General features: G+C 73.0%; 26 protein-coding genes. 9 read left to right on the top strand and 17 right to left on the bottom strand.

Annotation, left to right across the window (positions count from 1 at the left end; genetic code table 11):
* Positions 1–11: 11 nt before the first annotated feature.
* The 3 genes from ACLJT4_RS26110 to ACLJT4_RS26120 all read left to right on the top strand — a co-directional run bounded on the left by ACLJT4_RS26110 (position 12) and on the right by ACLJT4_RS26120 (position 2,937).
* Complete coding sequence (locus ACLJT4_RS26110; protein WP_331249863.1) at positions 12–1,103, top strand: M4 family metallopeptidase; 1,092 nt, start codon at positions 12–14, stop codon at positions 1,101–1,103.
* A gap of 92 nt (positions 1,104–1,195) precedes the next feature.
* Positions 1,196–1,462 carry a protealysin inhibitor emfourin gene (locus ACLJT4_RS26115; protein WP_411125722.1) on the top strand — a complete coding sequence of 89 codons (267 nt, stop codon included), beginning with the start codon at positions 1,196–1,198 and terminating at the stop codon, positions 1,460–1,462.
* 104 nt (positions 1,463–1,566) lie between these two features.
* Positions 1,567–2,937: a GH1 family beta-glucosidase gene (locus tag ACLJT4_RS26120; RefSeq protein WP_411125724.1), complete on the top strand. Its 1,371-nt coding sequence runs from the start codon at positions 1,567–1,569 to the stop codon at positions 2,935–2,937.
* Between the two features lie 722 nt (positions 2,938–3,659).
* On the opposite strand, the gene era is transcribed toward ACLJT4_RS26120, so the two are convergent.
* The 6 genes from era to ACLJT4_RS26150 all read right to left on the bottom strand — a co-directional run bounded on the left by era (position 3,660) and on the right by ACLJT4_RS26150 (position 10,101).
* Positions 3,660–4,607 carry a GTPase Era gene (gene era / locus ACLJT4_RS26125; RefSeq protein ID WP_411125726.1) on the bottom strand — a complete coding sequence of 316 codons (948 nt, stop codon included), beginning with the start codon at positions 4,605–4,607 and terminating at the stop codon, positions 3,660–3,662.
* Positions 4,608–4,703: 96 nt separating this feature from the next.
* Positions 4,704–5,066 carry a hypothetical protein gene (locus ACLJT4_RS26130; RefSeq protein ID WP_037632337.1) on the bottom strand — a complete coding sequence of 121 codons (363 nt, stop codon included), beginning with the start codon at positions 5,064–5,066 and terminating at the stop codon, positions 4,704–4,706.
* A gap of 802 nt (positions 5,067–5,868) precedes the next feature.
* A complete protein-coding gene (locus ACLJT4_RS26135; RefSeq protein WP_411125728.1) occupies positions 5,869–7,170 on the bottom strand; it encodes a hemolysin family protein in 1,302 nt (433 codons plus the stop codon).
* A gap of 11 nt (positions 7,171–7,181) precedes the next feature.
* On the bottom strand, positions 7,182–7,679 hold the full coding sequence (ybeY, locus tag ACLJT4_RS26140) for an rRNA maturation RNase YbeY (RefSeq protein WP_411125730.1): 498 nt from the start codon (positions 7,677–7,679) through the stop codon (positions 7,182–7,184).
* Positions 7,680–7,718: 39 nt separating this feature from the next.
* Positions 7,719–8,720 carry a PhoH family protein gene (locus ACLJT4_RS26145; RefSeq protein WP_020929295.1) on the bottom strand — a complete coding sequence of 334 codons (1,002 nt, stop codon included), beginning with the start codon at positions 8,718–8,720 and terminating at the stop codon, positions 7,719–7,721.
* A 184-nt stretch (positions 8,721–8,904) separates the two neighbouring features.
* Positions 8,905–10,101, bottom strand: a complete 1,197-nt coding sequence (locus tag ACLJT4_RS26150) for a carbohydrate kinase family protein (RefSeq protein WP_411125733.1) — start codon at positions 10,099–10,101, stop codon at positions 8,905–8,907.
* 67 nt (positions 10,102–10,168) lie between these two features.
* Here ACLJT4_RS26150 and ACLJT4_RS26155 point away from each other — a divergent pair, with 67 nt between their 5' ends.
* Complete coding sequence (locus ACLJT4_RS26155) at positions 10,169–11,509, top strand: 6-phospho-beta-glucosidase (RefSeq protein ID WP_411125735.1); 1,341 nt, start codon at positions 10,169–10,171, stop codon at positions 11,507–11,509.
* A gap of 235 nt (positions 11,510–11,744) precedes the next feature.
* On the opposite strand, the gene ACLJT4_RS26160 is transcribed toward ACLJT4_RS26155, so the two are convergent.
* The 3 genes from ACLJT4_RS26160 to ACLJT4_RS26170 all read right to left on the bottom strand — a co-directional run bounded on the left by ACLJT4_RS26160 (position 11,745) and on the right by ACLJT4_RS26170 (position 14,948).
* Positions 11,745–12,374, bottom strand: a complete 630-nt coding sequence (locus ACLJT4_RS26160; RefSeq protein WP_411125737.1) for an MBL fold metallo-hydrolase — start codon at positions 12,372–12,374, stop codon at positions 11,745–11,747.
* On the bottom strand, positions 12,374–13,459 hold the full coding sequence (locus ACLJT4_RS26165; RefSeq protein WP_016573928.1) for an S-(hydroxymethyl)mycothiol dehydrogenase: 1,086 nt from the start codon (positions 13,457–13,459) through the stop codon (positions 12,374–12,376). Before ACLJT4_RS26165 ends, ACLJT4_RS26160 begins: the two co-directional genes overlap by 1 nt.
* 181 nt (positions 13,460–13,640) lie before the next feature.
* Positions 13,641–14,948: an enolase C-terminal domain-like protein gene (locus ACLJT4_RS26170; protein ID WP_411125739.1), complete on the bottom strand. Its 1,308-nt coding sequence runs from the start codon at positions 14,946–14,948 to the stop codon at positions 13,641–13,643.
* A 215-nt stretch (positions 14,949–15,163) separates the two neighbouring features.
* On the opposite strand from ACLJT4_RS26170, the gene ACLJT4_RS26175 reads away from it, so the two are divergent.
* Positions 15,164–15,958 carry an HAD family acid phosphatase gene (locus tag ACLJT4_RS26175; RefSeq protein WP_411125741.1) on the top strand — a complete coding sequence of 265 codons (795 nt, stop codon included), beginning with the start codon at positions 15,164–15,166 and terminating at the stop codon, positions 15,956–15,958.
* A gap of 40 nt (positions 15,959–15,998) precedes the next feature.
* On the opposite strand, the gene ACLJT4_RS26180 is transcribed toward ACLJT4_RS26175, so the two are convergent.
* Both ACLJT4_RS26180 and ACLJT4_RS26185 read right to left on the bottom strand, forming a co-directional pair.
* Positions 15,999–16,904 carry a ribonuclease Z gene (locus tag ACLJT4_RS26180; RefSeq protein WP_411125743.1) on the bottom strand — a complete coding sequence of 302 codons (906 nt, stop codon included), beginning with the start codon at positions 16,902–16,904 and terminating at the stop codon, positions 15,999–16,001.
* 6 nt (positions 16,905–16,910) lie between these two features.
* Positions 16,911–17,270, bottom strand: a complete 360-nt coding sequence (locus ACLJT4_RS26185) for a histidine triad nucleotide-binding protein (protein WP_016573932.1) — start codon at positions 17,268–17,270, stop codon at positions 16,911–16,913.
* Positions 17,271–17,510: 240 nt separating this feature from the next.
* On the opposite strand from ACLJT4_RS26185, the gene ACLJT4_RS26190 reads away from it, so the two are divergent.
* Positions 17,511–17,942 (top strand): OsmC family protein, encoded by a 432-nt coding sequence (locus tag ACLJT4_RS26190; RefSeq protein ID WP_411125746.1) that lies wholly within the window; start codon positions 17,511–17,513, stop codon positions 17,940–17,942.
* Positions 17,943–17,992: 50 nt separating this feature from the next.
* Here ACLJT4_RS26190 and ACLJT4_RS26195 read toward each other — a convergent pair whose 3' ends face one another.
* From ACLJT4_RS26195 to hrcA, 5 genes are all read right to left on the bottom strand, one after another.
* Positions 17,993–19,003 carry a phospholipid scramblase-related protein gene (locus ACLJT4_RS26195; protein ID WP_411125748.1) on the bottom strand — a complete coding sequence of 337 codons (1,011 nt, stop codon included), beginning with the start codon at positions 19,001–19,003 and terminating at the stop codon, positions 17,993–17,995.
* A 128-nt stretch (positions 19,004–19,131) separates the two neighbouring features.
* Positions 19,132–19,875, bottom strand: a complete 744-nt coding sequence (locus tag ACLJT4_RS26200; RefSeq protein WP_038519406.1) for a 16S rRNA (uracil(1498)-N(3))-methyltransferase — start codon at positions 19,873–19,875, stop codon at positions 19,132–19,134.
* On the bottom strand, positions 19,872–20,972 hold the full coding sequence (locus ACLJT4_RS26205; protein WP_411125750.1) for a nitronate monooxygenase: 1,101 nt from the start codon (positions 20,970–20,972) through the stop codon (positions 19,872–19,874). The genes ACLJT4_RS26200 and ACLJT4_RS26205 overlap by 4 nt, the downstream gene beginning before the upstream one ends.
* A gap of 87 nt (positions 20,973–21,059) precedes the next feature.
* Positions 21,060–22,196: a molecular chaperone DnaJ gene (dnaJ, locus tag ACLJT4_RS26210; RefSeq protein WP_233657744.1), complete on the bottom strand. Its 1,137-nt coding sequence runs from the start codon at positions 22,194–22,196 to the stop codon at positions 21,060–21,062.
* Positions 22,197–23,213 carry a heat-inducible transcriptional repressor HrcA gene (hrcA, locus tag ACLJT4_RS26215; RefSeq protein WP_016573938.1) on the bottom strand — a complete coding sequence of 339 codons (1,017 nt, stop codon included), beginning with the start codon at positions 23,211–23,213 and terminating at the stop codon, positions 22,197–22,199. It lies immediately after the preceding gene.
* 319 nt (positions 23,214–23,532) lie between these two features.
* Here hrcA and ACLJT4_RS26220 point away from each other — a divergent pair, with 319 nt between their 5' ends.
* The 3 genes from ACLJT4_RS26220 to ACLJT4_RS26230 all read left to right on the top strand — a co-directional run bounded on the left by ACLJT4_RS26220 (position 23,533) and on the right by ACLJT4_RS26230 (position 25,650).
* Positions 23,533–24,267, top strand: coding sequence for an MBL fold metallo-hydrolase (locus tag ACLJT4_RS26220; protein ID WP_411125753.1), 735 nt, complete (start codon positions 23,533–23,535; stop codon positions 24,265–24,267).
* Positions 24,268–24,407: 140 nt separating this feature from the next.
* Positions 24,408–25,259: a DUF3097 domain-containing protein gene (locus ACLJT4_RS26225; RefSeq protein WP_411125755.1), complete on the top strand. Its 852-nt coding sequence runs from the start codon at positions 24,408–24,410 to the stop codon at positions 25,257–25,259.
* A gap of 115 nt (positions 25,260–25,374) precedes the next feature.
* Positions 25,375–25,650: a DUF1876 domain-containing protein gene (locus tag ACLJT4_RS26230; RefSeq protein WP_016577214.1), complete on the top strand. Its 276-nt coding sequence runs from the start codon at positions 25,375–25,377 to the stop codon at positions 25,648–25,650.
* Between the two features lie 28 nt (positions 25,651–25,678).
* Here ACLJT4_RS26230 and hemW read toward each other — a convergent pair whose 3' ends face one another.
* Complete coding sequence (gene hemW / locus ACLJT4_RS26235; RefSeq protein WP_411125757.1) at positions 25,679–26,911, bottom strand: radical SAM family heme chaperone HemW; 1,233 nt, start codon at positions 26,909–26,911, stop codon at positions 25,679–25,681.
* Positions 26,912–26,958: the final 47 nt, after the last annotated feature.

Here is a 26,958-nt window from a genome sequence, read left to right on the forward strand (position 1 = left end):
ACCGTCGTCCTATGAAGGAAACCGTGACCCAGAAACGCACCGCGCCCGCCCCCACCACGCCCGTCTTCTGCACGATCGTGCCGCCGCACATCCTGGGCAAGCTCGCCGAGTCCGACGACCCGGCCCACCACGAGCCGGCCCGCCGCACCCTGGAGCACGACGCCCTCCACCGCACCCGCCGCACCGACCTGGCCGCCCAGGCCCTCATCCCGCAGGAGGCCCGGGCCGCCGCCGACAAGCCGAACCGCACCATCTACGACGCCGGCCACCAGCAGAACCTCCCCGGCACCAAGGTCCACGCCGAGTCCGACGCCCCGTCCAAGGACGCCTCCGTCAACCGCGCGCACGCCGGCCTCGGCGCCACCTTCGAGCTCTACCTGAAGGTCTACGGCCGCAAGTCCATCGACGGCGCCGGCCTCCCGCTCGACGCCACCGTCCACTACGGCGAGAAGTACGACAACGCCTTCTGGGACGGCCAGCGGATGGTCTTCGGCGACGGCGACGGCACGCTCTTCAAGGACTTCACCATCCCCGTCGACGTCATCGGCCACGAGCTGACCCACGGCGTCACCCAGTACACCGCCAACCTCGACTACCAGGGCCAGTCCGGCGCCCTCAACGAGTCCGTCTCCGACGTCTTCGGCTCCCTGATCAAGCAGTACGCCCTCGGCCAGAGCGCCGACCAGGCCGACTGGCTGATCGGCGCGGACCTGCTCGCCCCGGGCGTGCACGGACAGGCCCTGCGCTCGATGAAGGCCCCCGGCACCGCCTACGACGACCCGCAGCTCGGCAAGGACCCGCAGCCCGCCACCATGGCCGGCTACGTCCAGACCTCCGAGGACAACGGCGGCGTCCACCTGAACTCCGGCATCCCCAACCACGCCTTCTACCTCGTCGCCAGCGCGCTCGGCGGCAAGGCGTGGGAGCGCGCCGGCCAGATCTGGTACGACGTCCTGACCGGCGGCCACCTGACGAAGAACGCGCAGTTCGCCGACTTCGCCAACCTCACCGTGCAGGCCGCCCAGACCCGCTACGGCGCCTCCGGCAGCGAACACGAGGCCGTGGTCAAGGCATGGTCCACGGTGGGCGTCACCGGCAAATGACCGCCCCGAGCGGGAGCGGCACCCGGCCGCTCCCGCCCCCCGGGTGCCCGCCCCAGGGCGACTACTTCCGCCCCACCGGGTAGGAACCCCCCATGCGCATCCACATCCGCCGCACCGGCGGCTTCGCCGGCATCGAGCGCCACGCCGAGATCGACACCGCCGACCGCACCGACGCCACCGAGTGGCACGGCCTCGCCGACCGCGCCATGACCGCCGCCCACGCCGCCCCGCCCACCGGCGTCCCCGACGGCTTCCGCTACGCCCTCACGGTCGACGACAAGACCGCGTACTGCACCGACCCCGACCTCACGGACGACCAACGCGAACTGATCACGAGGGTGCTGAAGGAGGGGGAGTAGCGGCGCCGGCCACCGGCCGCTCAGCCCAACCCCCGGGCCCGGCACGGCACTTGCCGGCACCCACCCCTTGACACTGTTACCGGCGGTTACCAGGATCCCGGGGCATGACACCGGAGCCCGCACGCGCGCCCGCACCGCCCCCCGCCCCCCTCCGCTTCCCCCGCGGCTTCCTCTGGGGCGTGTCCACCTCCGCCGCCCAGATCGAAGGGGCGGCGGACGAGGACGGGCGGGGACCGTCCTCCTGGGACGCGTTCGCCGCCGGGGCAGGGCGGATCAAGGACGGCTCGGACCCCCGGGTGACGACCGACCACTACCACCGGTACCAAGAGGACGTCGCACTGCTCAAGGAACTGGGCGTCGGCGCGTACCGCTTCTCGGTGGCCTGGCCACGCGTGGTGCCCGAAGGCCGCGGGGCGGTCAACGCCGCGGGGCTGGACTTCTACGACCGGCTGGTGGACGCGCTGCTGGCGGCCGGGGTCGCGCCGGTGCCCACACTGTTCCACTGGGACACCCCGCAGGCCCTGGAGGCGTCCGGCGGCTGGCTCCAGCGGGAGACCGCCGAGCACTTCGCGGCGTACGCGGACGCGGTGGCGGCCCGGCTCGGCGACCGGGTGACCCGCTGGATCACCCTCAACGAACCCGCCGAAGTGACCCTCCTGGGATACGGCCTGGGCCAGCACGCGCCCGGCCGGCACCTGCTCTTCGACGCACTGCCCGCCGCCCACCACCAACTGCTCGGCCACGGCCTCGCCGTCCAGGCGCTGCGCGCCCGCGGCGCCACCGGCATCGGCATCGCCAACTCGCACGGCCCGACCTGGCCGGCGTCCGACTCCCCCGCCGACACCGAGGCCGCCGACCGCTACGACCTGCTGCTCAACCGGCTCTTCGCCGAACCGATCCTGCTGGGCCGCTACCCCGACGACGAGATCGCCGCGCTCCTGCCCGGCCCCGTCACCGACGACCTCACCACCATCTCCGCCCCCCTGGACTGGTACGGGATCAACTACTACCAACCGACGAAGATCGGAGCGCCGACGACCGAGGAAACGGACTTCTCCGGAGTCCGCCTCCCGCCCGGACTCCCGTTCACCCCACGGCAGATCACCGACCGACCGCGCACCGGCTTCGGCTGGCCCGTCGTCCCCGAGGCCCTCACCGAACTCCTGCTGTCCTTCCACGACCGCTACGGCGCCGACCTCCCACCCGTGATGATCACCGAGAACGGCTGCGCGTACGACGGCATCGAGGACCCCGAACGGATCGCCTTCCTGGACGGACACCTGCGGGCCCTGCGGACGGCGATGGACGCCGGCGTCGACGTCCGCGGCTACTTCGTGTGGTCACTGCTGGACAACTTCGAATGGGCGGAGGGATTCCGCCAACGGTTCGGACTCGTCCACGTCGACTACACCACGCTCCGCCGCACCCCGAAGGCGTCGTTTCGGTGGCTCCGCGAGGTTGTCGCCCAATCCTGAGGGGTTGTGCTTCCCACGTTGTCGGCCGTCCCGCCGTGGGGGTTTCTGTTCGCGCCTGCGGCGCGGGGCCGCTGCGCGGGGCGTCGTCGTACGTCGCCGGCTGTCCCGCCGTGGGGGTTTCTGTTTGCGCCTGCGGCGCGGGGCCGCTGCGCGGGGCGTCGTCGTACGTCGTCGGCCGTCCCGCCGTGGGGGTTGCCGTTTGCGCCTGCGGCGCGGGGCCGCTGCGCGGGGCGTCGTCGTACGTCTCCGGCTGTCCCGCCGTGGGGGTTGCCGTTTGCGCCTGCGGCGCGGGGCCGCTGCGCGGGGCTGTTGGGTGCGGTGCCGGGGGTGCGGGTGGTGGGGTGTCCGGACTGCTGCGCTTTACGTCCTGCACACCACCCCCTCCGGCCCGCCCCCTCCCGTATGAGGGGGGGAAGAAAGGTGGGTGGGGGTACGCCCGGCTGGGCTCGTGCGGGCGCGTTGCTGAGCACTGGCCAGCAGCGAACCACTCACGCCAGGCCCCACCCACCCGTCTTTCCACCCACCCACAACGGGAGGGGACGGGCCGGAGGGGGTGGTGTGCAGGACGTAAAGCGCAGCAGTCCTGCACACCACCCCCGCAGGCCCGTCACCGCACCCCACAAGCCCCGCGCAGCGGCCCCGCGCCGCAGGCGCAAACAGCACCCCCACGGCCGGATGGCCGACCACGTGGGAAGAGACCCGCGCCGCCAGGCGCAAACGGTCTAAAACCCCAGCTTGCGGAGTTGCTTCGGGTCGCGTTGCCAGTCCTTGGCGACCTTGACGTGTAGGTCGAGGAAGACGGGGGTGCCCAGCAGTGCCTCGATGTGCTTGCGGGACTTGGTGCCGACCTCTTTCAGGCGCTTGCCCTTGGGGCCGATGATGATCCCCTTCTGGCTGGGGCGCTCGATGTAGACGTTGGCGTGGATGTCCAGCAGCGGCTTGTCGGCGGGGCGGTCCTCGCGGGGCAGCATTTCCTCGACGACGACGGCGATGGAGTGCGGCAGTTCGTCGCGGACGCCTTCCAGCGCGGCCTCGCGGATCAGTTCGGCGACCATGACCTGCTCCGGCTCGTCGGTCAGGTCGCCCTCGGGGTAGAGGGCGGGGCCTTCGGGGAGCAGCGGGACGAGCAGGTCGGCGAGGAGCGAGACCTGCTGGTCGCCGACGGCCGACACGGGGATGATCTCGGCCCATTCGATGCCGAGTTCCTTGCCGAGCCGGTCGATGGCGATGAGCTGGGTGGCGAGCGCCTTGGAGTCGACCAGGTCGGTCTTGGTGACGATGGCGATCTTGGGGGTCTTCTTGATCTCGGCGAGTTCGCTGGCGATGTAGCGGTCGCCGGGGCCGAGCTTCTGGTCGGCGGGCAGGCAGAAGCCGATGACGTCGACTTCGGACCAGGTGGTGCGGACGACGTCGTTGAGCCGCTCGCCGAGGAGGGTGCGGGGCTTGTGGAGGCCCGGGGTGTCGACGAGGACCAGTTGGGCGTCGGGCCGGTGCACGATGCCACGCACGGTGTGGCGGGTGGTCTGGGGGCGGTTGGAGGTGATCGCCACCTTCGTCCCGACGAGAGCGTTCGTCAGGGTGGACTTGCCTGCGTTGGGACGGCCGACGAAACAGGCGAAGCCGGCGCGGTGGGGGGCGGTGGACTCTGTACGAACGCTCATGGCGCCCATTCTCCCCGATCCCCGCGGCCGGTCCGACCATTCGGCGCACCTGCCGTCGCGGAGGGCGGGGCGCGCCGGCCGCTGACGCCCCGCCCGGTGGTGCGGTCAGGCCGCGGGGCCGGCCGGGGTGGCGGCGCGCAGGGTGCCGTCGGGGGCGGCGACGAGGACGGGGGTGTCCGGGCCGCCGAGGTCGCGCACGGCGGCCCGGTCGGCGTCGGCGGCCTGGTCGGCGTCGGTGACCACGGCCGCGGCCTCCAGGGACGTGGCGCCGCTGGCGACCGCCATCGCGACGGCCGTCTGCAACGCGCTGAGCTGCAGGGAGTCCAGGGCGACGGTGCCGGCGACGTAGGTCCGGCCGGTCTCGTCGCGGACGGCGGCGCCCTCGGGAACGCCGTTACGGGCCCGCGCCGAGCGCGCGAGCGTGATGATCTTGCGGTCTTCGGGGTCCAGCGGTGCGGCTTCGGTCATACCGGCGAGCATATGCGGGGGCCCGGCGGGGTGTACGGGGGCGGGCCCTCGGGGCTGCTTCGGGGGTGGTGCGGCTGGTTCGGTCGGCCCGTGGGACCGGGGTGGGCGTCAGAGCGCACGATGGCTGAAGAGTCCGGTTGCCCCGCTCCCCTGTGCCGGGGCACCCGGCTCTCCAGCCAACGTCGTTTCCGGGTCCGCACCGGCGGGGCCGCCGCGGGCAGTGCCCGCGGGGCCGCCGCGCGGTGCGGAGTCGTGAGTGACCACCGGGTCTCCGGTCACCGTCGTCGGTGACCGGCCCCCCTCCCGGTGCCCGTGTTCGCGATGTCCGCGGCCTGGCCGGACGTCATCGCGAATTCTGCGGTGATCTTTCCGTCACCGCCCGGCGGCTCCCGTGAAAGGGGCCGCTCCCGGGGCGTTCGCCGCAATATGGGCGGCGCTCCGGAATTCCTCACCTCTGGTCGTACTGCGGGTCTTTCCACTCGCGGCGAGGGCAGCGGCCCTGTCCGGCCTGACCGCCGGCAGAACTGCCGCGACGGTGTTCACCACCCCGGCTTTCCTTTCACGCATTTCGTTCAGCTTCCCTCTGCCGCAAAGCACCGGCGCCCTTTTCGGCGCCGGTGCGAAGATCTTTCCACGGAATTGGTGAGGGAATCCAGCGCTGCCGGAAATGGCTTTGAGGATATTTCCGCTGCACTGCAGATCAGGAGCGGGTGCGGGGTCGTAGGCCCCGGAATTGCCGGTGGTGCGGGGGTGCACCGCGGGCCGCGGAGGGCACCGGGCGGGCGGTCAGCCGCCGGCGCCGTCACCCTCCGCTTCCGCCGCGGACCGGTTCGCAGAGCACCGTGACGATCTTGTTGCGGCGGCCGGCCGGCGCCTCGGCGACCAGCCGCAGCGCCTTGAGGTCCGGGTCCGAGGCGTGCTCGGACAGATCGATCTCGACGGTGGCCCCGGCGATCGGAACCCTGCCCAATTGCTTGGCGAGCAATCCGCCGACCGTCTCCACGTCCTCGTCGTCGAGCTCCGCCAGGCCGTACAGCTCGCCGAGCGCGCCGATGTCGAGGCGGGCGGTGACGCGGTAGCGGCCGCCGCCGAGGTCCTGTACGGGCGGGAGTTCCCGGTCGTACTCGTCGGTGATCTCCCCGACGATCTCCTCCAGGATGTCCTCGATGGTGATGATGCCGGCGGTGCCGCCGTACTCGTCGATCACCACCGCGACGTGGTTGCGGTCGCGCTGCATCTCGCGCAGCAGGTCCCCGGCGTTCTTGGTGTCCGGGACGAACACCGCCGGGCGCATCGCCGTGGACACCAGGTCGGTCTCCGCGTCCCGGCTGATGTGCACCTTGCGGGCCAGGTCCTTGAGGTAGACGACGCCGACGACGTCGTCCTCGTTCTCCCCGGTCACCGGGATCCGCGAGAAGCCGGAGCGCAGCGCCAGGGTCAGCGCCTGCCGGATGGTCTTGAAGCGCTCGACGGAGATCAGGTCCGTGCGCGGCACCATCACCTCCCGGACGAGGGTGTCGCCGAGTTGGAAGACCGAGTGCACCATCCGGCGCTCCTCGTCCTCGATCAGCGACTCCTTCTCCGCGAGGTCGACCAGGGACCGCAGTTCCGCCTCGGAGGCGAACGGGCCCTTGCGGAAGCCCTTGCCGGGGGTGAGGGCGTTGCCGAGGAGGATCAGCAACTGCGGCACCGGGCCCATCACCCGGGCCAGCGGCAGCAGCACGTACGCGGCGGCGGTGGCGGTGTTGAGCGGGTGCTGGCGGCCGATGGTGCGCGGGGAGACCCCGACGGCGACGTAGGAGACCAGCACCATCACCGCGATGGCGACGGTCAGTGCCTCCCAGGTGGTGTCGAACGAGCGCAGGCAGGCGTAGGTGACCAGGGCACCGGCGGCCATCTCGCAGCCGACCCGCACCAGCAGTGCGACGTTGAGGTAGCGGGTGGGGTCGGCGGCGACGGCGGCGAGCTTGGCGCTGCCCCGGCGGCCGGAGCGGACGGCCTCCTCGGCGCGGAAGCTCGTCGTCCGGGTGAGTCCGGCCTCCGCGCAGGCGGCGAGCCAGGCGACCACGACGAGCAGTACCGCGACGGCGATCAGGGTGGTCATCGGGCGCCCCGTCAGGTCACGGTCGGGGCCGGCGAGGGACCGGTCATCCCGCGCTCGGCCCGCCAGCCGTCGACGATCGCGGCCTGGAGGCCGAACATCTCCGCCTTCTCGTCCGGCTCCTCGTGGTCGTAGCCGAGCAGGTGCAGCACGCCGTGGACGGTCAGCAGGTGCAGCTCCTCGTCCATGGTGTGCCCCGTCGGGGCCGCCTTGCCCTGCTGCTCGGCGACCTCCGGGCAGAGCACGATGTCGCCGAGCAGCCCCTGCGGCGGCTCCTCGTCGTCCTTGGCCGGCGGCCGCAGTTCGTCCATCGGGAAGGACATGACGTCCGTCGGGCCGGGGAGGTCCATCCACTGGATGTGGAGCTGCTCCATGGCCTCGGCGTCCACGACGATGACGGACAGCTCGGAGAGCGGGTGGATCCGCATCCGGGCCAGGGCATAGCGGGCGACGTCCAGGATCGCCTGCTCGTCGATGTCCGTACCGGACTCGTTGTTGACGTCGATCGACATGGGGAAGGTGGGTCTCGCTTCTTGGTCGCGCAGCGCGGGCTACTTGCCGTTGCGGCTGTCGTACTTCTCGTAGGCGTCGACGATACGGCCGACGAGCTTGTGCCGGACCACGTCCCTGCTGGTGAGCTCGGAGAAGTGGACGTCGTCGACGTCGGTCAGGATGTCCCGGACCTGGCGCAGACCGCTCTTCGTGCCGCCCGGCAGGTCGATCTGGGTGACGTCGCCGGTGATGACTATCTTCGATTCGAAGCCGAGCCGGGTGAGGAACATCTTCATCTGCTCGGGATTGGTGTTCTGCGCCTCGTCGAGAATGATGAAGGCGTCGTTGAGCGTCCGACCGCGCATGTACGCCAGCGGCGCGACCTCGATGGTGCCCGCCGCCATCAGCCGCGGGATGGAATCCGGGTCGAGCATGTCGTGCAGCGCGTCGTAGAGCGGGCGCAGGTAGGGGTCGATCTTCTCGTAGAGGGTGCCGGGCAGGAAGCCCAGGCGCTCGCCGGCCTCGACCGCGGGGCGGGTCAGGATGATCCGGTTGACCTGCTTGGCCTGGAGGGCCTGGACGGCCTTGGCCATGGCCAGGTAGGTCTTGCCGGTGCCGGCCGGGCCGATGCCGAAGACGATGGTGTGCTTGTCGATGGCGTCGACGTAGCGCTTCTGGTTGAGGGTCTTGGGGCGGATGGTGCGGCCGCGGTTGGAGAGGATGTTCTGGGTGAGCACCTCGGCCGGGGTCTCGCTCGCTCCCTCGCCGTTCTCCGCCGCGCGCAGCATGGCGATGGAGCGTTCCACTGCGTCCTCCGTCATCGGTTGTCCGGTGCGGAGCACCAGCATCATCTCGTCGAACAGGCGCTGGACCAGGGCGACTTCCCGGGCGTCACCGACCGCGCTGATCTCGTTGCCCCGGACGTGGATGTCGGTGGCGGGGAAGGCGTCCTCGATCACGCGCAGCAGCGAGTCACCGGATCCGAGGACCGTCACCATCGGGTGCTTGGCCGGGACCGTGAAGTGGGCGCTCGCCTGCGCTCGTGTGGGTGTCTGCGTCATGGGTAGGCCGGGTGGCCTGCTCAACCCCCATCCTTTGCTCATCACAGGTGCGGACCTCGGCAGCGACGCCCGCACTGGCTCCTTGCGTTACCAGAGTACGACGGGGCACTGACAAGCCGGCCGGCTTTTCCGAGCGGCGGCCGGGACCACGGCCGGGGCGCCACCCGCCGGGGCCGCGGCGGGCTCAGGCCGGGGGGCGGAACCCGATCGTGGGGACCGCCCGGGCCAGCGGCGACGCGGCCGCGGCCGCCCGCGCGGGACCCGCCGCCCCGGTGCTGCCCAGGCTCACTCCCGGCGCGGGCAGCACGGCGTCCAGGAAGCCGTACTGGCGCCGCAGCCCGGCGGTGGCTCCGGTGTCGCAGGCCCGGACCCGGCGCCACCAGGCGGCGATCTCCGCCCAGCCCGGTGCGGAGAGCGAACCGCCGAACTCCTGCACCGACAGGGCGGCGCTCAGCCCGGCGAACGACAGCCGGTCGGCGAGCGGCCAGTCGGCGAGCGTGCCGGTGACGAACCCGGCGACGAAGACGTCCCCGGCGCCGGTCGGGTCCAGCGCCTCCACCACGATGGCGGGCACCTCGGCGCTCTCGCCGGTGCGGGCGTCCACCGCGCACGCGCCCTCCGAGCCGAGCGTGACGACGGCGAGCGGCACCAGGTCGGCGAGCTTGCGGGCGGCGGCGCGCGGGCAGTCGGTGCGGGTGTAGCGCATCGCCTCCTCCGCGTTGGGCAGGAACGCCTCGCAGTGCTCCAGGTCGGCGAGGTCGGCCGGGTCCCAGCGGCCGGTGTCGTCCCAGCCGACGTCGGCGAAGATCCGGCTGCCGCGGCCGGCCGCGCAGCCCAGCCAGCCCTCCCGGCGGCCGGGCACCAGCGAGGCGACGCAGGCCCGGGTCGGCGGCGGGCAACCGGGGGCGTGGCCGCCGTCGAAGGCGTGCTCGGGGGCCGGTGCCTCGTGGCCGTGCGAGACCATGGTGCGCTCGCCCTCGTAGGCCATCGAGACGGTGACCGGCGAGTGCCAGCCGGGGACCGTCCGCGACAGTTCCAGGTCGATGCCCTCGCCCCGTTCCAGCGCCTCCCAGCAGTACTCGCCGTACATGTCGTCGCCGAACGCGGCGGCCAGGGAGGTGCGCAGCCCGAGGCGGGCCAGCGCGGTGGCCATGTTGGCGACGCCGCCGGGGCTGGAGCCCATGCCGCGGGCCCAGGACTCGGTGCCGCGGACCGGGGCGGAATCCAGGCCGGTGAAGATGATGTCGAGGAAGACGGTGCCGGTGAGGTAGACGTCGGTGGGCGGGTCGCCCGCGCGGCGCACCGCGGCCAGCGGATCGAGCCCCGGCGGCTCGGTGGCCGACCCCGCGGGCGGTTGGACATCGCGTCGGCCAGTGTTCACCGCGCTCGCCCCTCTCGTACGCAACTCGTGCCGCCAGTGTGCCTGATGCTGCGGTACGTTCCGCCCCATGAGGCTCTCCATTCTCGGCGGTGGCGGCTTCCGGGTACCGCTGGTCTACCGCGCACTGCTGGACGACCCCACACGCTCCGTCTCCGAGCTGACGCTCTACGACACCGATCCCCGCCGGGTGGCGGTGATCTCCGACGTACTGGCCGAACTGGCCCGGGGCCGTACCCAACCGGTACCCGTACGAGTGGCGGAAACTCTCGACGCGGCGCTGACCGGCGCCGACTTCGTGTTCTCCGCCATACGGGTCGGCGGCACCGCGGGCCGCATCCGGGACGAGCGGATCCCGCTGTCCGAGGGCGTCCTCGGCCAGGAGACGGTCGGCGCCGGCGGGGTCCTGTACGGGCTGCGGACGATCCCGGTGGCGCTGCACGTCGCCGAGCGGGTCGCGGCGCTCGCCCCGGGGGCGTGGGTCATCAACTTCACCAATCCGGCCGGGATGGTGACCGAGGCGATGGCGCAGGTGCTGGGCGAGAGGGTCATCGGGATCTGCGACTCCCCCGTGGGGCTGGTGCGCCGCGCGGCGCGCGCGGCCGGCGCGGACCCGACGGCCCTGGAGGACCCGGCGCGGTCCGGCTACGACTACGTGGGGCTCAACCACCTCGGCTGGCTGCGGTCGTTGACGGTCGACGGCACCGACGTGCTGCCCGGCCTGCTGGGGGACGTGGCGGCCCTGGGCTCCTTCGAGGAGGGCCGGCTCTTCGGCCCGGAGTGGCTCCGCGTCCTCGGTGCCCTCCCCAACGAGTACCTGCACTACTACTACTTCCGGCGGGAGACCCTGCACTCCGTACGGGACACCGCGCAGACCCGAGGGGAGTTCCTGGACCGGCAGCAGGGCGGCTTCTTCGACCGGGCCGCGGCGGCCGGCTCCCCGGACGCGGTGTACGCCCTGTGGGAGCGCACTCGACTGGAGCGCGAGCAGACGTACATGGCGCACAGCCGGGAGGCGACCGGCGGCTGGCAGCGGGACAGCGACGACCTGGAGGGCGGCGGCTACGACCGGGTGGCGCTGGCGCTGATGCACGCCATCGCCGGCGACTCCGGCCGGCGGCTGATCCTCAACGTCCGCAACGGGACGACGGTGCCGCAGCTGGCGCCGGACGCGATCGTGGAGACGGTGTGCGAGGTGACCGCCAAGGGGGCCCGTCCGCTGCCCTGCGCGCCGCTGCGCGAGGACCAGTTGGGCCTGATGCTCCAGATCAAGGCGGTCGAACGGGCGACGGTCGCCGCGGCACTGTTCAAGGACCGCGACGCGGCACTGCGGGCCCTCGCGCTGCACCCCCTCGTCGACTCGGCGGCCGTGGCCGCCCGCATCCTCCAACGGGCGGGCACGCAGGGGTGAGACGGGCGGGCGAGGCGGCCGAGGTGGGCGTTCGTGGCGGGCGGTCGTGGCGGGGCAGCGGCCGGGTCCGGGCCGGACGGGCGGCCGGTGGCGGAGCCGTCCTTAACGGAGCCGTCGGTGGCGCAGCCGCGGGTGGCGCAGCCGTCGGGCTCCGGCCGGAATACCCGCCGCCCCCGCCACGTTGTGGCCCCGCAGGGGGCGTTCAAGCCCCCTACGGGAAGTGTTCGCCCGCCCCCTAGTGGCCCCGGGCGACCCATTCCGCCAGGTGGGGTGCTTCCCGTTCGATGGTCGTCGGGTCGCCGTGGCCGGTGCGGACCACGGTCGTCGGCGGCAGGGTCAGCAGCCGGTCGCGGATCGAGTCGATGATCGTCGGGAAGTCGGAGAAGGACCGGCCGGTGGCGCCCGGACCGCCCTGGAAGAGCGTGTCCCCGGTGAAGACGGTGTTCAGGTCGGGGGCGTGCAGGCAGACCGCGCCGGGCGCGTGGCCGGGCGTGTGCAGCACCGTCAGGTCGATGCCGGCGATGGTCAGCACCTGACCGTCCGACAGGTCCCCGTCGGGGGCGGTGTCCGGGTGGGTCTGCTTCCACAGCGGCAGGTCGTCGGGGTGCAGCAGGATCCGCGCCCCGGTGCGGGCGGCGAGCGCCGGGGCCGCGTCGATGTGGTCGTTGTGCGCGTGGGTGCAGATGATCGCGCGCAGGGTGCGCCCGTCGAGGGCGCGCAGGATGGCGTCGGCGTCGTGCGCGGCGTCGATGACGACGGCCTCCGAATCGTCGCCGACGATCCACACGTTGTTGTCGACGTCCCAGGTCCCGCCGTCCAGCGAGAACGTCCCGGAGGTGACGAGGTGGTCGATGTGGGCGCCCATCACAGCACCACCACCGAGCGCAGCACGTCACCGGCGTGCATCCGGTCGAAGGCCCGCTCGACCTCGTCGATGCCGATGGTCTCGGTGACGAATCCGCCGAGGTCGATCCGGCCCTGCTGGTGGAGGTCGATCAGCATCGGGAAGTCCCGGGACGGCAGGCAGTCGCCGTACCAGGAGGACTTCAGGGCGCCGCCGCGGCCGAAGACGTCCAGGAGGGGGAGTTCCAGGGTCATCTCCGGGGTGGGCACGCCCACCAGGACGACCGTGCCGGCCAGGTCGCGGGCGTAGAACGCCTGCCGGTAGGTCTCCGGGCGGCCGACCGCGTCGATGACGACGTCCGCGCCGAAGCCGCCGGTCAGCTCGCGGACCGCCTCGACGGGGTCGGTGCTGCGGGAGTTGACGGTGTGGGTGGCCCCCATGGTGCGGGCCGTCTCCAGCTTCCGGTCGTCGATGTCGACGGCGATGATCTTGGCGGCGCCGGCCAGCCGGGCGCCGACCACCGCCGCGTCGCCGACGCCGCCGCAGCCGATGACCGCGACCGTGTCGCCGCGGCCCACCTGGCCGGTGTTGATCGCGGCGCCGATCCCGGCCATCACCCCGCAGCCCAGCAGCCCCGCGACGGCCGGTGCGACCTCGGGGTCGACCTTGGTGCACTGGCCGGCGGCGACCAGCGTCTTGTCGGCGAAGGCGCCGATGCCCAGTGCCGGGGTCAGCTCGGTGCCGTCCTTGAGCGTCATCTTCTGCCGCGCGTTGTGGGTGTTGAAGCAGTACTGGGGTCGCCCGCGCAGGCACGCCCGACAGGAGCCGCACACCGCACGCCAGTTGAGGATGACGAAGTCCCCGGGGGCGACGTCGGTGACGCCCTCGCCCACCGACTCCACCACGCCGGACGCCTCGTGGCCGAGCAGGAACGGGAAGTCGTCGTTGATCCCGCCCTGCTTGTAGTGCAGGTCGGTGTGGCACACCCCGCACGCCTGCACCTGCACCACGGCCTCACCGGGCCCCGGGTCGGGCACCAGGACGGTCTCCAGCCTGACCGCCTCGTTCTTCCCCGGCGCCACGACGCCGCGCACTTCCTGTGCCATCGGTACCGCCCCTCTTCGAAGATCACGTACAGGACCACTGTGGCCCACCGCCACCGGCCCGTGCCACACCGTACGCGGACGCGGCAGGGGCACGCCGCACGCCGCTCCCGCGGGGCCGGCACGCGGGCCGGGGCGCGGGGGCCCGGCGGCGCCCGGCCGGCACGCCGGAGCGCCGCGGGCGTCACCAGCGGGGCACCGGAGGCGTGGTCCAGTCGGGGTGGACGCGGCGCATCGCGGCGGCGTCGTCGCGGTTGCGGTACGTGCCGTCGTCGGCGAGCCAGCGGTGGTGCAGTGCGGCGAGCCGGTCCCGGTCGAGGGTGACGCCGAGGCCGGGGGCGTCGCCGACGTCCAGGTGGCCGTCGCGGAAGGCGAGGCGTTCGGTCAGCACGTCCTCGGCCTGCCAGGGGTAGTGGGTGTCGCAGGCGTGGTCCAGGTCGGGGACGGTGGCCGCCACGTGGGTCATGGCGGCGAGGCTGATGCCGAGGTGGGTGTTGGAGTGCATGGCCAGGCCGAGGCCGAAGGTGCGGCAGAGGGCGGCGAGTTCCCGGGTGGCGTGCAGGCCGCCCCAGTAGTGGTGGTCGGAGAGCACGATCCGGACGGCGCCGCGGGCGATCGCCTCGGGGAGCTCCTCGAAGGTGGTGACGCACATGTTGGTGGCGAGCGGGACCGTGGTGCCGGCCGCGACCTCGGCCATCGCCTCGGTGCCGCTGACCGGGTCCTCCAGGTATTCGAGGACGTCGGCGAGTTCGTCGGCCACCTGGAGCGCGGTGCGCACCGACCAGGCGCCGTTGGGGTCCAGGCGCAGGGGCCGGCCGGGGAACGCGGCGGCCAGTGCCCGGATCGCGGCGGCCTCCCGGTCCGGCGGGAGGACCCCGCCCTTGAGCTTGAACGAGGTGAAGCCGTAGCGGTCGGCGAACCGGCGGGCCTGGGCGACGATGCCGGCGGGGTCGAGGGCGGCGCCCCAGTCGTCCGGTTCGCCCGGGCCGTCGGGGTGGCGTTCCCACCGGTAGAAGAGGTAGGCGCTGTAGGGGACCCGGTCGCGTACCGCGCCGCCCAAGAGGGCGTGCACGGGCAGTCCGGTGGCGTGCCCCCAGGCGTCGAGGCAGGCCACTTCGAAGCCGGAGCGGACCGAGCGGCGCAGTTTGTCGGCGGTGCGGACGCCGCGCAGTCCGGCCGCGTCGACGCCGTCCGGGTCGGCCGTTCCGGCGGCGCCGTCCCCGGGGTCGGTGAGCGCGGCCAGGGCGTTCAGGTCCGTGACCTTTCGGCCGACGAGTGCGGTGGCCAACGGGCGGGCGAGCGCGAGGTATTCGGCGTCGCCGTAGGTCTCGCCGAGCCCGGTGGCGCCGCCCGCGGTGACCAGTTCGATGATCAGGCGGGGGGTGTAAGGCTGGTGCACGCCTTGGGTGTTGAGCAGTGGGGGGTCGGCGACCAGGACCGGGGTGAGCCGGACCTCGGTGACGACCAGGTCCGCTGGGCGGTGGGCGACCATCGGCGTTCGTCTCCATATGTAGACAACATCCATGGATCGGGATGGAGGCTAAGGAGCACATTCATGGCACGTCAAGAGCCCGTCGGAGAGTGCCAGTTGAGCATCGCCATTGCGCCACCCTTGAACAACCCTTTAATCTCCGCGCGTAGATAGCCGTGGTCCGCCTCTGTTACACCTACCCGGGACCACTCCCACGCTTCCCTAAGGAGCCGCGCATGCCCCGCCCCGCCCTCTCCCGCCGCGTCCGTCTGGGCGGTGCGGTGGCCGCCGTCGTCGTCGCCGGCACCGCGGTCTTCGGCGCCGGCCAGGCCACCGCCGAGCACTCCGTGCCGCGCACCGACAAGGAGATCCCCAACCTCACCCAGGTGCAGGACAAGATCAAGGCGTACTACGGCGACACGGTGACGGCCGACGGCGAGCACTACGCCTCCCCCGCCAGCAACTACGCCCGCCAGATCCGCGGCATCGAGGCCAAGGCGCGCACCTACCTGACCGGCGCGCTCGCCAAGAAGGGCACCGGGAAGACCAAGCCGGCCATCGTCCTCGACATGGACGACACCACCCTGCTGACCTACAACTACGAGCTGAAGGTCGGCTTCAACTTCACCCCCAAGTCCCAGGACGAGTACCTGGAGCACACCGACATGGCCGCGGTCTTCGGGATGAACGACCTGGTCAACTGGGCACACAAGAAGGGCGCCGAGGTCTTCTTCGTCACCGGCCGCAAGGAGGCGCAGCGCGACTGGAGCGTGCGCAACCTCAAGAACGTCGGCTACGCCGTCCCGCTGGACCCCTCGCACGTCTACCTGCGGGACAAGGAACACCCGCCCGCCTACCTGCCGTGCGGCACGACCTGTTCGACGATCGACTTCAAGTCGGGCACCCGCCGGCACATCGAGTCCCTCGGCTACCGCATCGTCGCCAACTTCGGCGACCAGTACAGCGACCTGGCGGGCGGCGCCTCGCGGCGCACCTTCAAGCTGCCGAACCCGATGTACTACCTGCCGTAGGCCGGTGCGCCCCGGCGCCCGCAAAGGGCGCCGGGGGCCCTCAGCGCCGCTTGGGCAGCGGCACCCGCAGCAGGTCCTTGGCGATGGTGAGTTCACCGGTGAAGCCCGCCGCGCGCGCCTGCCGCTCGAACTCCTCGGGGTCGGCGTAGCGCTGCGAGAAGTGCGTCAGCACCAGGTGCCGAACCCCGGCGTCGGCGGCCACCCTGGCCGCCTGGCCGGCCGTCAAGTGACCGTGCTCCTCGGCGAGTTGGACGTCCTCGTCGAGGAAGGTGGACTCGATCACCAGCATGTCCACGCCCGCCGCGAGCGCGTGCACGCCGTCGCACAGCCGGGTGTCCATGACGAACGCGAAGCTCTGGCCCGGCCGCACCTCGCTGACCTCGTCGAGGGTGACGCCGTTCAGTTCGCCGTCCCGTTGGAGGCGACCGACGTCCGGCCCGGCGATGCCGTGGGCGGCCAGCCGCTCGGGCAGCATCCGCCGGCCGTCGGGCTCGGTGATGCGGTAGCCGTACGACTCGACCGGGTGCGAGAGCTTGCGCGCCGTCAGGGCGTACCCCTTGGCGCGGTCCAGCTCGCCGTCGGCGGAGACCGGCCGCTGGGCGATCCGGACCGTCTCGCGGTAGGCCGTGGCGTACCGCAGCCGCTCGAAGAACCGCTCCCCGCTGGCCGGGTAGTGCGCGGTCACCGGATGCGGCACCCGGTCGAGGTTGATCCGCTGGATCACCCCGGCCAGTCCCAGCGAATGGTCGCCGTGGAAGTGGGTGATGCAGATCCGGTTGATGTCGTGGGCGGCGACCCCGGCCCGCAGCATCTGGCGCTGGGTGCCCTCTCCGGGGTCGAAGAGCAGCCCCTGGCCGTCCCACCGCAGCAGGTAGCCGTTGTGGTTGCGGTGCCGGGTGGGGACCTGGCTGGCGGTCCCGAGGACGACCAGTTCGCGTACCGACATGGCTCGCTATCCGGGGGGCCACTGGAGGCCGCGGCCTCCGAGGACGTGCAGGTGGGCGTGGAAGACGGTCTGGCCGGCGCCGGCGCCGGTGTTGAAGACGACCCGGTAGCCGGTGTCCTCGATCTGCTCGGCGGCGGCGACCTCCCGGGACTCGCCCAGTATGTCGGCGATCACCTGCGGCTCGGCGGCGGCGAGCGACGCCGCGTTCGGGTAGTGGGTCTTGGGGATCACCAGGACGTGCGTCGGCGCCTGGGGGTTGATGTCGCGGAACGCGACGGTGGTCTCGGTCTCGCGGACGATCGTCGCCGGGACCTCCCCCGCCACGATCTTGCAGAACAGGCAGTCGGCCTGCGGTTCTCCCGCCACCGGTGGACTCCTCCCGGGTCGCGCGGCACGCGCCGTACGCACCGTGCGTACGCCCTCCGGATGCTAGCCGATCACCCCGCACGGCCCGGGGCCGGTCCGGGGCCGACCGCGGGGGCCGGCCACGGGGCCGCCCGGGGGTCGGCCGGCGTCGGCCCGGAGCCGGGTCACCCGGTTCGCGGCCCGGCCGACCTAAGCTGATCGTCCAGATCGCATCGGCCCCACACCTGGGAGTTATGCACCATGGCAACGACACGCACGGCCAAGACCCACTGGGAAGGCAACCTCCTCCAGGGCAAGGGCACCGTCGCCCTGGAATCGTCCAAGATCGGCAGCTACGACGTGAGCTGGCCGGCCCGTTCCGAGGAGCCGGGCGGCAAGACGAGCCCCGAGGAGCTGATCGCGGCGGCCCACTCCTCCTGCTACTCGATGGCGTTCTCGCACGGCCTGGCCGGCAAGGGCCACACCGTCGAGGCGGTGGACACCCAGGCCGACGTCACCTTCCAGCCGGGCGAGGGCATCACCGGCATCGTGCTGACCGTCAAGGCCCGGGTCCCCGGCCTGTCCGAGGCGGAGTTCCAGGCCGCGGCCGAGGACGCCAAGAAGAACTGCCCGGTCAGCCAGGCGCTGGCGGGCGTCAAGAACATCACGCTCCGGGCCGAGCTGCTCGACTGACCGGCCGGCGACGGCGTGCCGGTCGGTCCGCGGGGCCGGTCGGCACGCCGTTACGCGTCGCCGTCCTTGTCCGGCTTGAGCAGGGTGTCCATGGTGAGTGCGGCCGCCAGGGACATGGAGCGCAAGGGCTCCGCCATCGGGCTCAGCACCTCGTAGTAGTAGTAATCGGCGCCGAAGGCGACGTCCAGCACCCGGTCCAGCAGGGAACGGCCGATCCTGGCCACCTCGGTGCCGGTGTGGTCGGTGATGGTGAAGTTGAAGGCGCTCCAACTCGCCTGGATGTGGCCGATGGTGGCCCCGCCCACGACGAGGTCGAAGCTGCCGAAGGTGACCACCCGGTCCTGGAGGATCTCACCGACCGGCGTCCCGTCCGGCCGGGCGACCTGCACCTTGGCCTTGAGCACCTTGGTGCCCCGGCTCAGCTCCAGGAAGGGCACGCCGGCGGCGTCCCGGATCTCGAACTTCCGGGAGAGGTAGCGGTCCATCGTGCTGACGAAGCGCATCACCTTGCGGGCGGCGTTCTGGCCGGTCTCGGCGACCGACCCCACTTCGATGCCCTTGCGGTCCAGCACCGAGTAACTGGTGGTGATGTCGACCCACTTGAATTCCTGGTTGATCGCGAGCACATCGGCCGAGAGCAGCGCCTCCGGACCGCCACCGCCCAGCGGGAACTGCTGCTGGACGGGGGCCTGCGGGCCCTGCGGAGCCTGCGACGGGTACGGCTGCTGCGCTTGCTGGGGGTGCCGGCCCTGCGGCGGATACGGCTGCTGCGGCGCGGGGGCCTGCGGGGCGTACTGCTGCTGCGCGTACGGCTGCTGGGGCGGGTACGGCTGCTGCTGCACCGGGGGCTGCGGGGCCTGCGGCGGGTAGGGCTGCTGCTGGACGGGAGCCTGCGGGGCGTACTGCTGCTGCGCCGGTGCGGGCGCGGGCGCCGGTGCGGGCACCTGTGGGGGTGCCGCCTGGGTGTGTTCCGTCCAGCGGGCGCCGTCCCACCAGCGCAGCGCCGCCGCGCCGGACGGGTCCTGGTACCAGCCTTGGGGAACCGCAGGGTGCTCAGTCACGGCGACGACTGTATCCCTCGACGCCCCAACCGCCTTGTCACGGGCGGGAATTCGCCCGCCCCGGCGGACGTCGCGCGGGCCGTCGGCGGTTCGGGACCGACGCCGGCGCCGCGCGCCACCGGACGGGACTAACTCCAGCGGCCGGTGCGGCCCAGCAGGAGCGCGGTCGCCGCGGTCCCCGCCGTGGAGGTCCGCAGCACGCTCGCGCCCAGGCGGTACGGCTTGGCGCCGGCCTCCGCGAAGGCCGCCAACTCCTCCGGCGAGACGCCGCCCTCGGGGCCGACGACCAGCACGATCGAGCCGGCGGCGGGGAGTTCGGCGGTGGCCAGCGGGGTGCTGCCCTCCTCGTGCAGGACGGCGGCGAAGTCGGCGTCGGCGAGCAGCGCGGCGACCTGCTTGGTCGACAGCGGATCGGCGACGCGCGGGAAGGTCAGCCGGCGCGACTGCTTGCCCGCCTCCCGGGCCGTGGCCCGCCACTTGGCCAGCGACTTGGCGGCCCGCTCGCCCTTCCACTGGGTGACGCAGCGCGCCGCGGACCACGGCACGATGGCGTCCACGCCGGTCTCCGTCATGGTCTCCACGGCCAACTCCCCGCGGTCGCCCTTGGGCAGCGCCTGGACGACGGTGAGGGTGGGGGCCGGCGGCTCCTCGGTGCGCAGCCCGGTGACGGCGACGGTGAGCCGGTCCTTGCCCTCGACGGCGGCGACCGTGCCCTCGGCGCCGGTCCCGGCGCCGTCCGTCAGGACGACCTCCTCACCGACCCGCAGTCGCCGCACGGACACCGCGTGCCGCCCCTCGGGGCCGTCCACGGTCAGGGTGCTCCCGGCCCGCACGCCGGCGAGCGATTCGACGAGGAAGACGGGCGCGGTCACACCGCACCGCCGGTGCCGCGGCCCGCGTCGCCGGGGCCCAACGCGGCTCGGGTGGCGTCGAGTTCGGCCGCGAGCACCGCCACCAGCTGCCCGGCGGGCAGCTCCCGGGCCAGCCGGTGCCCCTGCCCCGCCCAGAGGTTCAGCCCCTGTGCGTCACCGGCCTTGGCGGCGGCCTTGCGGACCGGGGAGGTGAGGTAGTGCACGGCGGGGTAGGCGGCCGGCGCGTACGGGCCGTGCTCCCGCAGGAAGCGGTTCACCAGGCCGCGGGCCGGCCGGCCGGAGAACGCGCGGGTCAACTCGGTGTGCGTGAAGAGGGGGTTGGTCAGCGCCTGCTTGTGCAGCGGGTTGGCGCCGGACTCGGGGGTGATCAGGAACGCCGTGCCCAGCTGCGCCATGGAGGCGCCGGCGGCCAGCACCGCGGCGATCTGCGAGCCGCGCATCAGCCCGCCGGCGGCGATCACCGGGATCTGCACGGTCTCCCGGACCTGGGCGAGCAGCGCCAGCAGCCCCAGCCCGGAGCCGGTCCCGTCCGCGTGCGGGTCGTCCCGATGGGTGCCCTGGTGGCCGCCCGCCTCGACGCCCTGCACGCACACCGCGTCCGCCCCCGACCACTGCGCGGCCTGCGCCTCGGCGGCGGTGGTGACCGTGACGACGGTGTAGGTGCCGACCTCGGCGAACGCGTCGAGGACCGCCCGCGAGGGGCAGCCGAAGGTGAAGGAGACCATCGGCACCGGGTCGTCGCGCAGGATCGCGAGCTTGGCCTCGTAGCCGTCGTCCGTGGGGCCGTTGACGTCGCCGAGCTCGGTCTCGTACCAGGCGGTCTCGCCGGCGAGTTGCTCGCGGTAGACCTCGACTGCGGAGGCGTCGGCCAGGGAGGGCTGCGGCATGAAGAGGTTGACGCCGAAGGGGCGGCGGGTCAGCCCCCGCAGCTGTTTGATCTCCTGGTACATGCCGTCGGCGGTCTTGTAGCCGGCGGCCAGGAAGCCGAGTCCCCCGGCTTCGCAGACGGCTGCGGCCAGCTCGGGCCCGGAGCCGCCGCCGGCCATCGGGGCCTGCACGATGGGGTAGCGGCAGAAATCGGTGAGCGCGGTGGGCATGCCCACATCGTGTCACGCCCGGCGCCGTGCCCCGAACCGGGGCGGCGGCCACGGGGAACTCCCCGGACCCCGCCCCGACGGGTGTGCCTACCGCCCGTTGAAGGCGTCCTTCAGCCGGGAGAACAGCCCCTGCTGGCCCGGCTGGAACTGGCCCTGCGGGCGCTCCTCGCCGCGCAGCTTGGCCAGCCGGCGCAGCAGCTCCTCCTGCTCGGGTTCGAGCTTGCTCGGGGTCTGCACCTCGACGTGGACGATCAGGTCGCCCCGGCCGTTGCCCCGCAGGTGGGTCACGCCGCGGCCGTGCAGCGGAATCGACTGGCCGGACTGGGTGCCGGGCCGGACGTCGATCTCCTCGACCCCGTCCAGCGTCTCCAGCGGGCACTTGGTGCCCAGGGCCGCCGCGGTCATCGGGATGGTGACCGTGCAGTGCAGGTCGTCCCCGCGCCGCTGGAACACCGAGTGGGCCAGCTCGTGGATCTCGACGTACAGGTCGCCGGCGGGCCCGCCACCGGGGCCCACCTCGCCCTCGCCGGCCAACTGGATGCGGGTGCCGTTGTCGACACCGGCGGGGATCTTGACGGTGAGGGTGCGGCGGGAGCGGACCCGGCCGTCGCCCGCGCACTCGGGGCACGGCGTCGGGACGACGGTGCCGAAGCCCTGGCACTGCGGGCAGGGCCGGGAGGTCATGACCTGGCCCAGGAAGGACCGGGTGACCTGCGAGACCTCGCCGCGTCCGCGGCACATGTCACAGGTCTGCGCCGAGGTGCCGGGCGCCGCGCCCTCGCCGCTGCAGGTGGTGCAGACGACGGCCGTGTCGACCTGGATGTCCTTGGTGGTGCCGAACGCGGCCTCGTTGAGCTCGATGTCCAGGCGGATCATCGCGTCCTGGCCGCGGCGGGTCCGCGAGCGCGGGCCGCGCTGCGAGGCCGTGCCGAAGAACGCGTCCATGATGTCGGAGAAGTTCCCGAAGCCCGCGCCGAAGCCGCCCGCGCCACCGGCGCCGCCGGCCTGCGAGAGGGGGTCGCCGCCGAGGTCGTAGACCTGCTTCTTCTGCGGATCCGACAGGACCTCGTAGGCGGCGTTGATCTCCTTGAACCGCTCTTGGGTCTTGGGGTCCGGGTTCACGTCCGGGTGCAGCTCGCGCGCCAGCCGCCGGAATGCCTTCTTGATCTGGTCCTGCGAGGCGTCCCGGCCGACGCCGAGGACCGAGTAGTAATCCGTGGCCACTTACGACTCCGCGAGGATCTGTCCGACGTAACGTGCCACTGCGCGTACCGCTCCCATCGTTCCGGGGTAGTCCATGCGGGTCGGTCCGACCACGCCCAATTTGGCGACGGCCTCGTCGCCAGAACCGTATCCGACGGTGACGACCGAGGTGGACGTCAGGCCCTCGTGAGCATTCTCATGCCCGATGCGTACGGTCATGCCCGAGTCCTTGGCCTCCCCGAGCAGCTTGAGCATCACCACATGCTCCTCAAGGGCTTCCAGCACCGGCCGGATGGTCAGGGGGAAATCATGCCCGAAGCGCGTCAGATTGGCGGTGCCGCCGATCATCAGCCGCTCTTCGGTCTCCTCCACCAGAGTCTCCAGCAGTACCGACAGTACTGTCGAGACGGTCGCCCGGTCGTCCTGTTCGAAGGATTCCGGGAGATCCTGCACCAGTTGCGGGACGTCCGCGAAGCGGCGGCCGACGATCCGGCTGTTGAGCCGGGCGCGCAGGTCCGCCAGGGACGTCTCGCCGAACGGCGTCTGGCAGTCGATGAGCCGCTGCTCGACGCGTCCGGTGTCGGTGATCAGCACCAGCATCAGCCGGGCCGGGGCCAGTGCCAGCAGTTCGACGTGCCGGACGGTGGACCGGGTCAGCGACGGGTACTGCACCACCGCGACCTGCCGGGTCAGCTGCGCCAGCAGCCGCACCGTGCGCCCCACCACGTCGTCCAGGTCGACGGCGCCGTCCAGGAAGTTCTGGATCGCCCGCCGCTCGGGGACGGACAGCGGCTTGACGCCGGCCAGCTTGTCGACGAAGAGGCGGTAGCCCTTGTCGGTCGGGATCCGCCCGGCGCTGGTGTGCGGCTGGGCGATGAACCCCTCGTCCTCCAGGGCGGCCATGTCGTTGCGGACGGTGGCCGGGGAGACACCGAGTTGGTGCCGTTCGGTCAACGCCTTGGAGCCGACCGGCTCCTCCGTCCCGACGTAGTCCTGGACGATGGCGCGCAGCACTTCGAGTCTGCGTTCACTGAGCATTCCGCCACCTCCAGTCGGCCGTCCGCCGGGTCGTCACTTCTCCTGGCACTCACGTGGGCCGAGTGCCAGACCCGGAGCCAGTGTACGGCCGGGTAGCGCGGGTGCGGCAAGGGCGGGCGTGGTGGGGACTTACCCACCGCCGCGGAATCCGACCCCCGGGCCGCGTTCGGGAGCGCCCCGGCCGCCCCCCGAGTGCGCCCCGGTCCCGGCACCGGCGTGTCCCCGGCTCGACGCGCCGACGGGCGTCCGCGGGGGCCCGCCGCCGAGGCGCCCGCCCGAGTCCCGGGCAACGCTATCGCGAGGGCGCTAGCGTCTCGGTATGCGCACCACGTGGGAAGAAGCGGGCTGGGAGCGGCTGGGGGACGGCGTCGCCCGGCGCCGGATGCCCGGTTGGGACGAGACGATCGGCGTGATCGCCGGTTCGGGCGGCGTGCTGATCGTCGACACCGGGCCGACCCTCGGGGCCGGTGCGGAACTGCGCCGCACGGTGCGCACGGTGCTGGGGCGCGATGTGACGCATGTCGCGCTCACGCACCCGCACTTCGACCACGTCCTGGGCACCGCGGCGTTCGCGGGCGTGGAGGTGTTCGGCGCGACCGGGGTCGACGCGCTGCTGCGGCACGGCAAGGACGCGCTGCGGGAGGACGCGGTGCGCCACGGGGTGGACCCGGACGCCGCGGCGGAGGCCGCGGACCTGCTGGTCGTCCCGCACCACCACGTGCACGGGCAGCTGACCCTCGGCCTCGGCGACCGGGAGGTGCTGCTGGCCAACGTCGGCCCCGGGCACACCGCGCACGACCTGGCCGTCCTGGTGCCCGGGCGGGCCGGTGAGCGGGAGATCGTCTTCTGCGGGGACCTGGTCGAGGAGTCCGGTGAGCCCCAGGCGGGCCCCGACGCGCTGCCGCGACGGTGGCCCGACGCGCTGGACCGGCTGCTGGCACTGGGCGGCGAGGACGCGGTGTACGTGCCGGGCCACGGCGCGGTGGTCGACGCCGCCTTCGTGCGGGCCCAGCGCGACGCCCTGGCCGCCCGCTTCAGCCCCGACTCGCCGTGAGCCGGCGCCCGTTGGCCCGCCGGCGGGCGCCCGCTCCGCACGGCCCGCGCCCCACGTCGCGCGCCCCGTGAGCGCCTCGGCCCCACCAGGCCGTCTCGCCCCCACCCCCGACCCGTCGATCCGCAGGGAAGCAGACCCGCATGCACAGCAGGCACTACAGCCCCGACCTCACTCCCCCCTGGAAGAAGCCGAAGCCGGTGCCGGAGGTGCCGGCCGACCCCGGGCTGGTCGTCGAGGAGGTGGTGACGGGCTACTGCGGCGCGGTCCTGCGGTGCGAGAAGACCGCCGAGGGGCCGACGGTCACCTTGGAGGACCGCTTCGGCAAGGTGCGGGTGTTCCCGATGGTGCCGCGCGGCTTCCTGCTGGAGGGCCGGACGGTGACCCTGGTCCGGCCGCAGGGCAGCCCTGCGCCGAGCGGCCCGGCGCGCACCGCGTCCGGTTCGCTGGCGGTCCCCGGGGCGCGCGCCCGGGTCGCCCGGGCCGGCCGGATCTACGTGGAGGGCCGGCACGACGCGGAGCTGGTCGAACGGGTCTGGGGCGACGACCTGCGGATCGAGGGCGTCGTCGTGGAGTACCTGGAGGGCGTCGACGACCTCCCGGCGATCGTCGAGGCGTTCGCCCCCGGCCCGGACGCCCGCCTCGGCGTGCTGGTGGACCACCTCGTCCCCGGCTCGAAGGAGTCGCGGATCGCGGCGGCGGTGACCGGGGCGCACGCGCTGGTCGTCGGCCATCCGTACATCGACGTCTGGCAGGCGGTGAAGCCGTCCTCGGTGGGCATCCCGGCGTGGCCGCAGATCCCCCGGGGCCAGGACTGGAAGACCGGGGTGTGCCGGGCGCTGGGCTGGCCGGAGAACACCGGCGCGGCCTGGCAGCGGATCCTGTCCCGGGTGCGGTCCTACAAGGACCTCGAACCGGCGCTGCTGGGGCGGGTCGAGGAGCTGATCGACTTCGTGACGGCGCCGGAGGACGCCGAGGGGGCGGGCGGACGCTGAGGCCGCCGGTAGCCGGCCTCCGGGAGCGCCGGGCCGGGGAGCGCCGGTGGTGCACGCCGTGCGCCGGGCGGGCCGCGAGCGCACGCTGGTAGCAGCGATTCCGGAGGTGACCGCCATGTTGAAGACCGCTGTCGGATGGCACGTCGAGCTGGAATTCGAGGAGGACACCCACCGCACCCGGGCCGCCGCGCTGGTACGGCTGCCGGACGGGACCGAGGTGCGGTCCCACGGTTACGCCAGCCGCCACCCGGCCGACGGGAACCAGCCCCGGGTCGGCGAGGAGGTCGCCGGGGCCAGGGCCCTCAACGACCTGGCGATGCAGTTGTTGACCAAGGCCCACGGCGAGATCGACTCGGCGTCGGGCCGCACGTCGTTCCCGCTGTCCCACTGACCCACTGAGCGGCGGGGCGGCGGAGCGGTCAGTCGACCAGGTCGCGCACGACGGCGTCGGCGAGCAGCCGCCCGCGGAGCGTCAGGACCGCCCGCCCCGCCTCGTAGGGGCCGGGCGCCAGGAGGCCGTCGGCCACCGCGCGGGCGGCGGCGCGGGCGCCCGCGGGGGCGAGGAGGTCGAGCGGGCAGCCGTCGGCGAGGCGGAGCTCCAGGAGGATCCGCTCGACGCGCCGGTCCTCGTCGGCGAGGAGTTCCCGGCCGGCGCCCGGTGAGCGGCCCACGGCGAGGGCCTGGGCGTAGGCGGCGGGGTGCTTGACGTTCCACCAGCGGACACCGCCGACGTGGCTGTGGGCGCCGGGGCCGGCCCCCCACCAGTCGGCGCCGGTCCAGTACAGCTCGTTGTGGCGGCACCGGGCGGCCTCGGTGGTGGCCCAGTTCGAGACCTCGTACCAGGAGAAACCGGCGGCGGTGAGGTGCTCCTCGGCGATCAGGTAGCGGTCGGCGTGCACGTCGTCGTCGGTCATCGGGACCTCGCCGCGGCGGATCCGGCGGGCCAGCTGGGTGCCCTCCTCGACGATCAGGGCGTACGCCGAGACGTGGTCCGGGCCGGCGGCGGTGGCGGCTTCGAGGGAGGCCCGCCAGTCGTCGTCGGACTCGCCGGGGGTGCCGTAGATCAGGTCGAGGTTGACGTGCGCGAAGCCGGCCGCGCGGGCCTCGGCCACGCAGGCTTCGGGGCGGCCGGGGGTGTGCGTGCGGTCGAGGACCTTCAGGACGTGCTGCCGGGCGCTCTGCATGCCGAAGGAGACGCGGTTGAAGCCGGCCGCGCGCAGCTCGGCGAGGTAGCGCGGATCGACGGACTCCGGGTTGGCCTCGGTGGTGATCTCGGCGTCCGGCGCCAGGCCGAACTCGTCGCGCAGCGCCGCCAGCATCCGGCCGAGGTCGGCGGCGGGCAGCAGCGTCGGGGTGCCGCCGCCGACGAAGACCGTCTCGACGGGGCGGGGGTCGTCGCCGAGCACCTTGCGGGCCAGCCGGACCTCCTCGACGAGGGTGTCGGCGTAGTTCTCCCGGGAGGCCAGGGCGCCGCCGGGGCCGCGCAGCTCGCTGGCGGTGTAGGTGTTGAAGTCGCAGTAGCCGCAGCGGGTGGCGCAGTACGGCACGTGCAGATAGAAGCCGAGGGGGCGCTCGGCGGCGCCGGTCAGCGCGTGGCGGGGCAGCGCCCCGTCCTGGGGCATCGGCTCACCATCGGGCAGTGCGGAAGGCATGGGGTCCATTGTCCGTCATGCCGGACGGTGCCGGTCCGCGGTCCGTT

It is taken from the genome of Streptomyces sp. x-19 (genome assembly GCF_046549115.1).
In the GTDB taxonomy this organism is placed as follows: domain Bacteria; phylum Actinomycetota; class Actinomycetes; order Streptomycetales; family Streptomycetaceae; genus Streptomyces; species Streptomyces albulus_C.

Bases quoted from the DNA above. Each gene is read 5' to 3' on its own strand.
- ACLJT4_RS26190 (WP_411125746.1), top strand. From the start codon at position 17,511: ATGGCAACGACACGCACGGCCAAGACCCACTGGGAAGGCAACCTCCTC.
- ACLJT4_RS26220 (WP_411125753.1), top strand. From the start codon at position 23,533: ATGCGCACCACGTGGGAAGAAGCGGGCTGGGAGCGGCTGGGGGACGGC.
- hemW (WP_411125757.1), bottom strand. From the start codon at position 26,911: ATGCCTTCCGCACTGCCCGATGGTGAGCCGATGCCCCAGGACGGGGCG.
- ACLJT4_RS26170 (WP_411125739.1), bottom strand. From the start codon at position 14,948: ATGGTCGCCCACCGCCCAGCGGACCTGGTCGTCACCGAGGTCCGGCTC.
- ACLJT4_RS26120 (WP_411125724.1), top strand. From the start codon at position 1,567: ATGACACCGGAGCCCGCACGCGCGCCCGCACCGCCCCCCGCCCCCCTC.
- ACLJT4_RS26180 (WP_411125743.1), bottom strand. From the start codon at position 16,904: ATGTCGGTACGCGAACTGGTCGTCCTCGGGACCGCCAGCCAGGTCCCC.
- ACLJT4_RS26130 (WP_037632337.1), bottom strand. From the start codon at position 5,066: ATGACCGAAGCCGCACCGCTGGACCCCGAAGACCGCAAGATCATCACG.
- ybeY (WP_411125730.1), bottom strand. From the start codon at position 7,679: ATGTCGATCGACGTCAACAACGAGTCCGGTACGGACATCGACGAGCAG.
- ACLJT4_RS26135 (WP_411125728.1), bottom strand. From the start codon at position 7,170: ATGACCACCCTGATCGCCGTCGCGGTACTGCTCGTCGTGGTCGCCTGG.
- ACLJT4_RS26175 (WP_411125741.1), top strand. From the start codon at position 15,164: ATGCCCCGCCCCGCCCTCTCCCGCCGCGTCCGTCTGGGCGGTGCGGTG.
- ACLJT4_RS26160 (WP_411125737.1), bottom strand. From the start codon at position 12,374: ATGGGCGCCCACATCGACCACCTCGTCACCTCCGGGACGTTCTCGCTG.
- ACLJT4_RS26145 (WP_020929295.1), bottom strand. From the start codon at position 8,720: ATGACGCAGACACCCACACGAGCGCAGGCGAGCGCCCACTTCACGGTC.
- ACLJT4_RS26205 (WP_411125750.1), bottom strand. From the start codon at position 20,972: ATGCCCACCGCGCTCACCGATTTCTGCCGCTACCCCATCGTGCAGGCC.
- ACLJT4_RS26115 (WP_411125722.1), top strand. From the start codon at position 1,196: ATGCGCATCCACATCCGCCGCACCGGCGGCTTCGCCGGCATCGAGCGC.
- hrcA (WP_016573938.1), bottom strand. From the start codon at position 23,213: ATGCTCAGTGAACGCAGACTCGAAGTGCTGCGCGCCATCGTCCAGGAC.
- ACLJT4_RS26165 (WP_016573928.1), bottom strand. From the start codon at position 13,459: ATGGCACAGGAAGTGCGCGGCGTCGTGGCGCCGGGGAAGAACGAGGCG.
- ACLJT4_RS26110 (WP_331249863.1), top strand. From the start codon at position 12: ATGAAGGAAACCGTGACCCAGAAACGCACCGCGCCCGCCCCCACCACG.
- era (WP_411125726.1), bottom strand. From the start codon at position 4,607: ATGGGCGCCATGAGCGTTCGTACAGAGTCCACCGCCCCCCACCGCGCC.
- ACLJT4_RS26230 (WP_016577214.1), top strand. From the start codon at position 25,375: ATGTTGAAGACCGCTGTCGGATGGCACGTCGAGCTGGAATTCGAGGAG.
- ACLJT4_RS26155 (WP_411125735.1), top strand. From the start codon at position 10,169: ATGAGGCTCTCCATTCTCGGCGGTGGCGGCTTCCGGGTACCGCTGGTC.
- ACLJT4_RS26225 (WP_411125755.1), top strand. From the start codon at position 24,408: ATGCACAGCAGGCACTACAGCCCCGACCTCACTCCCCCCTGGAAGAAG.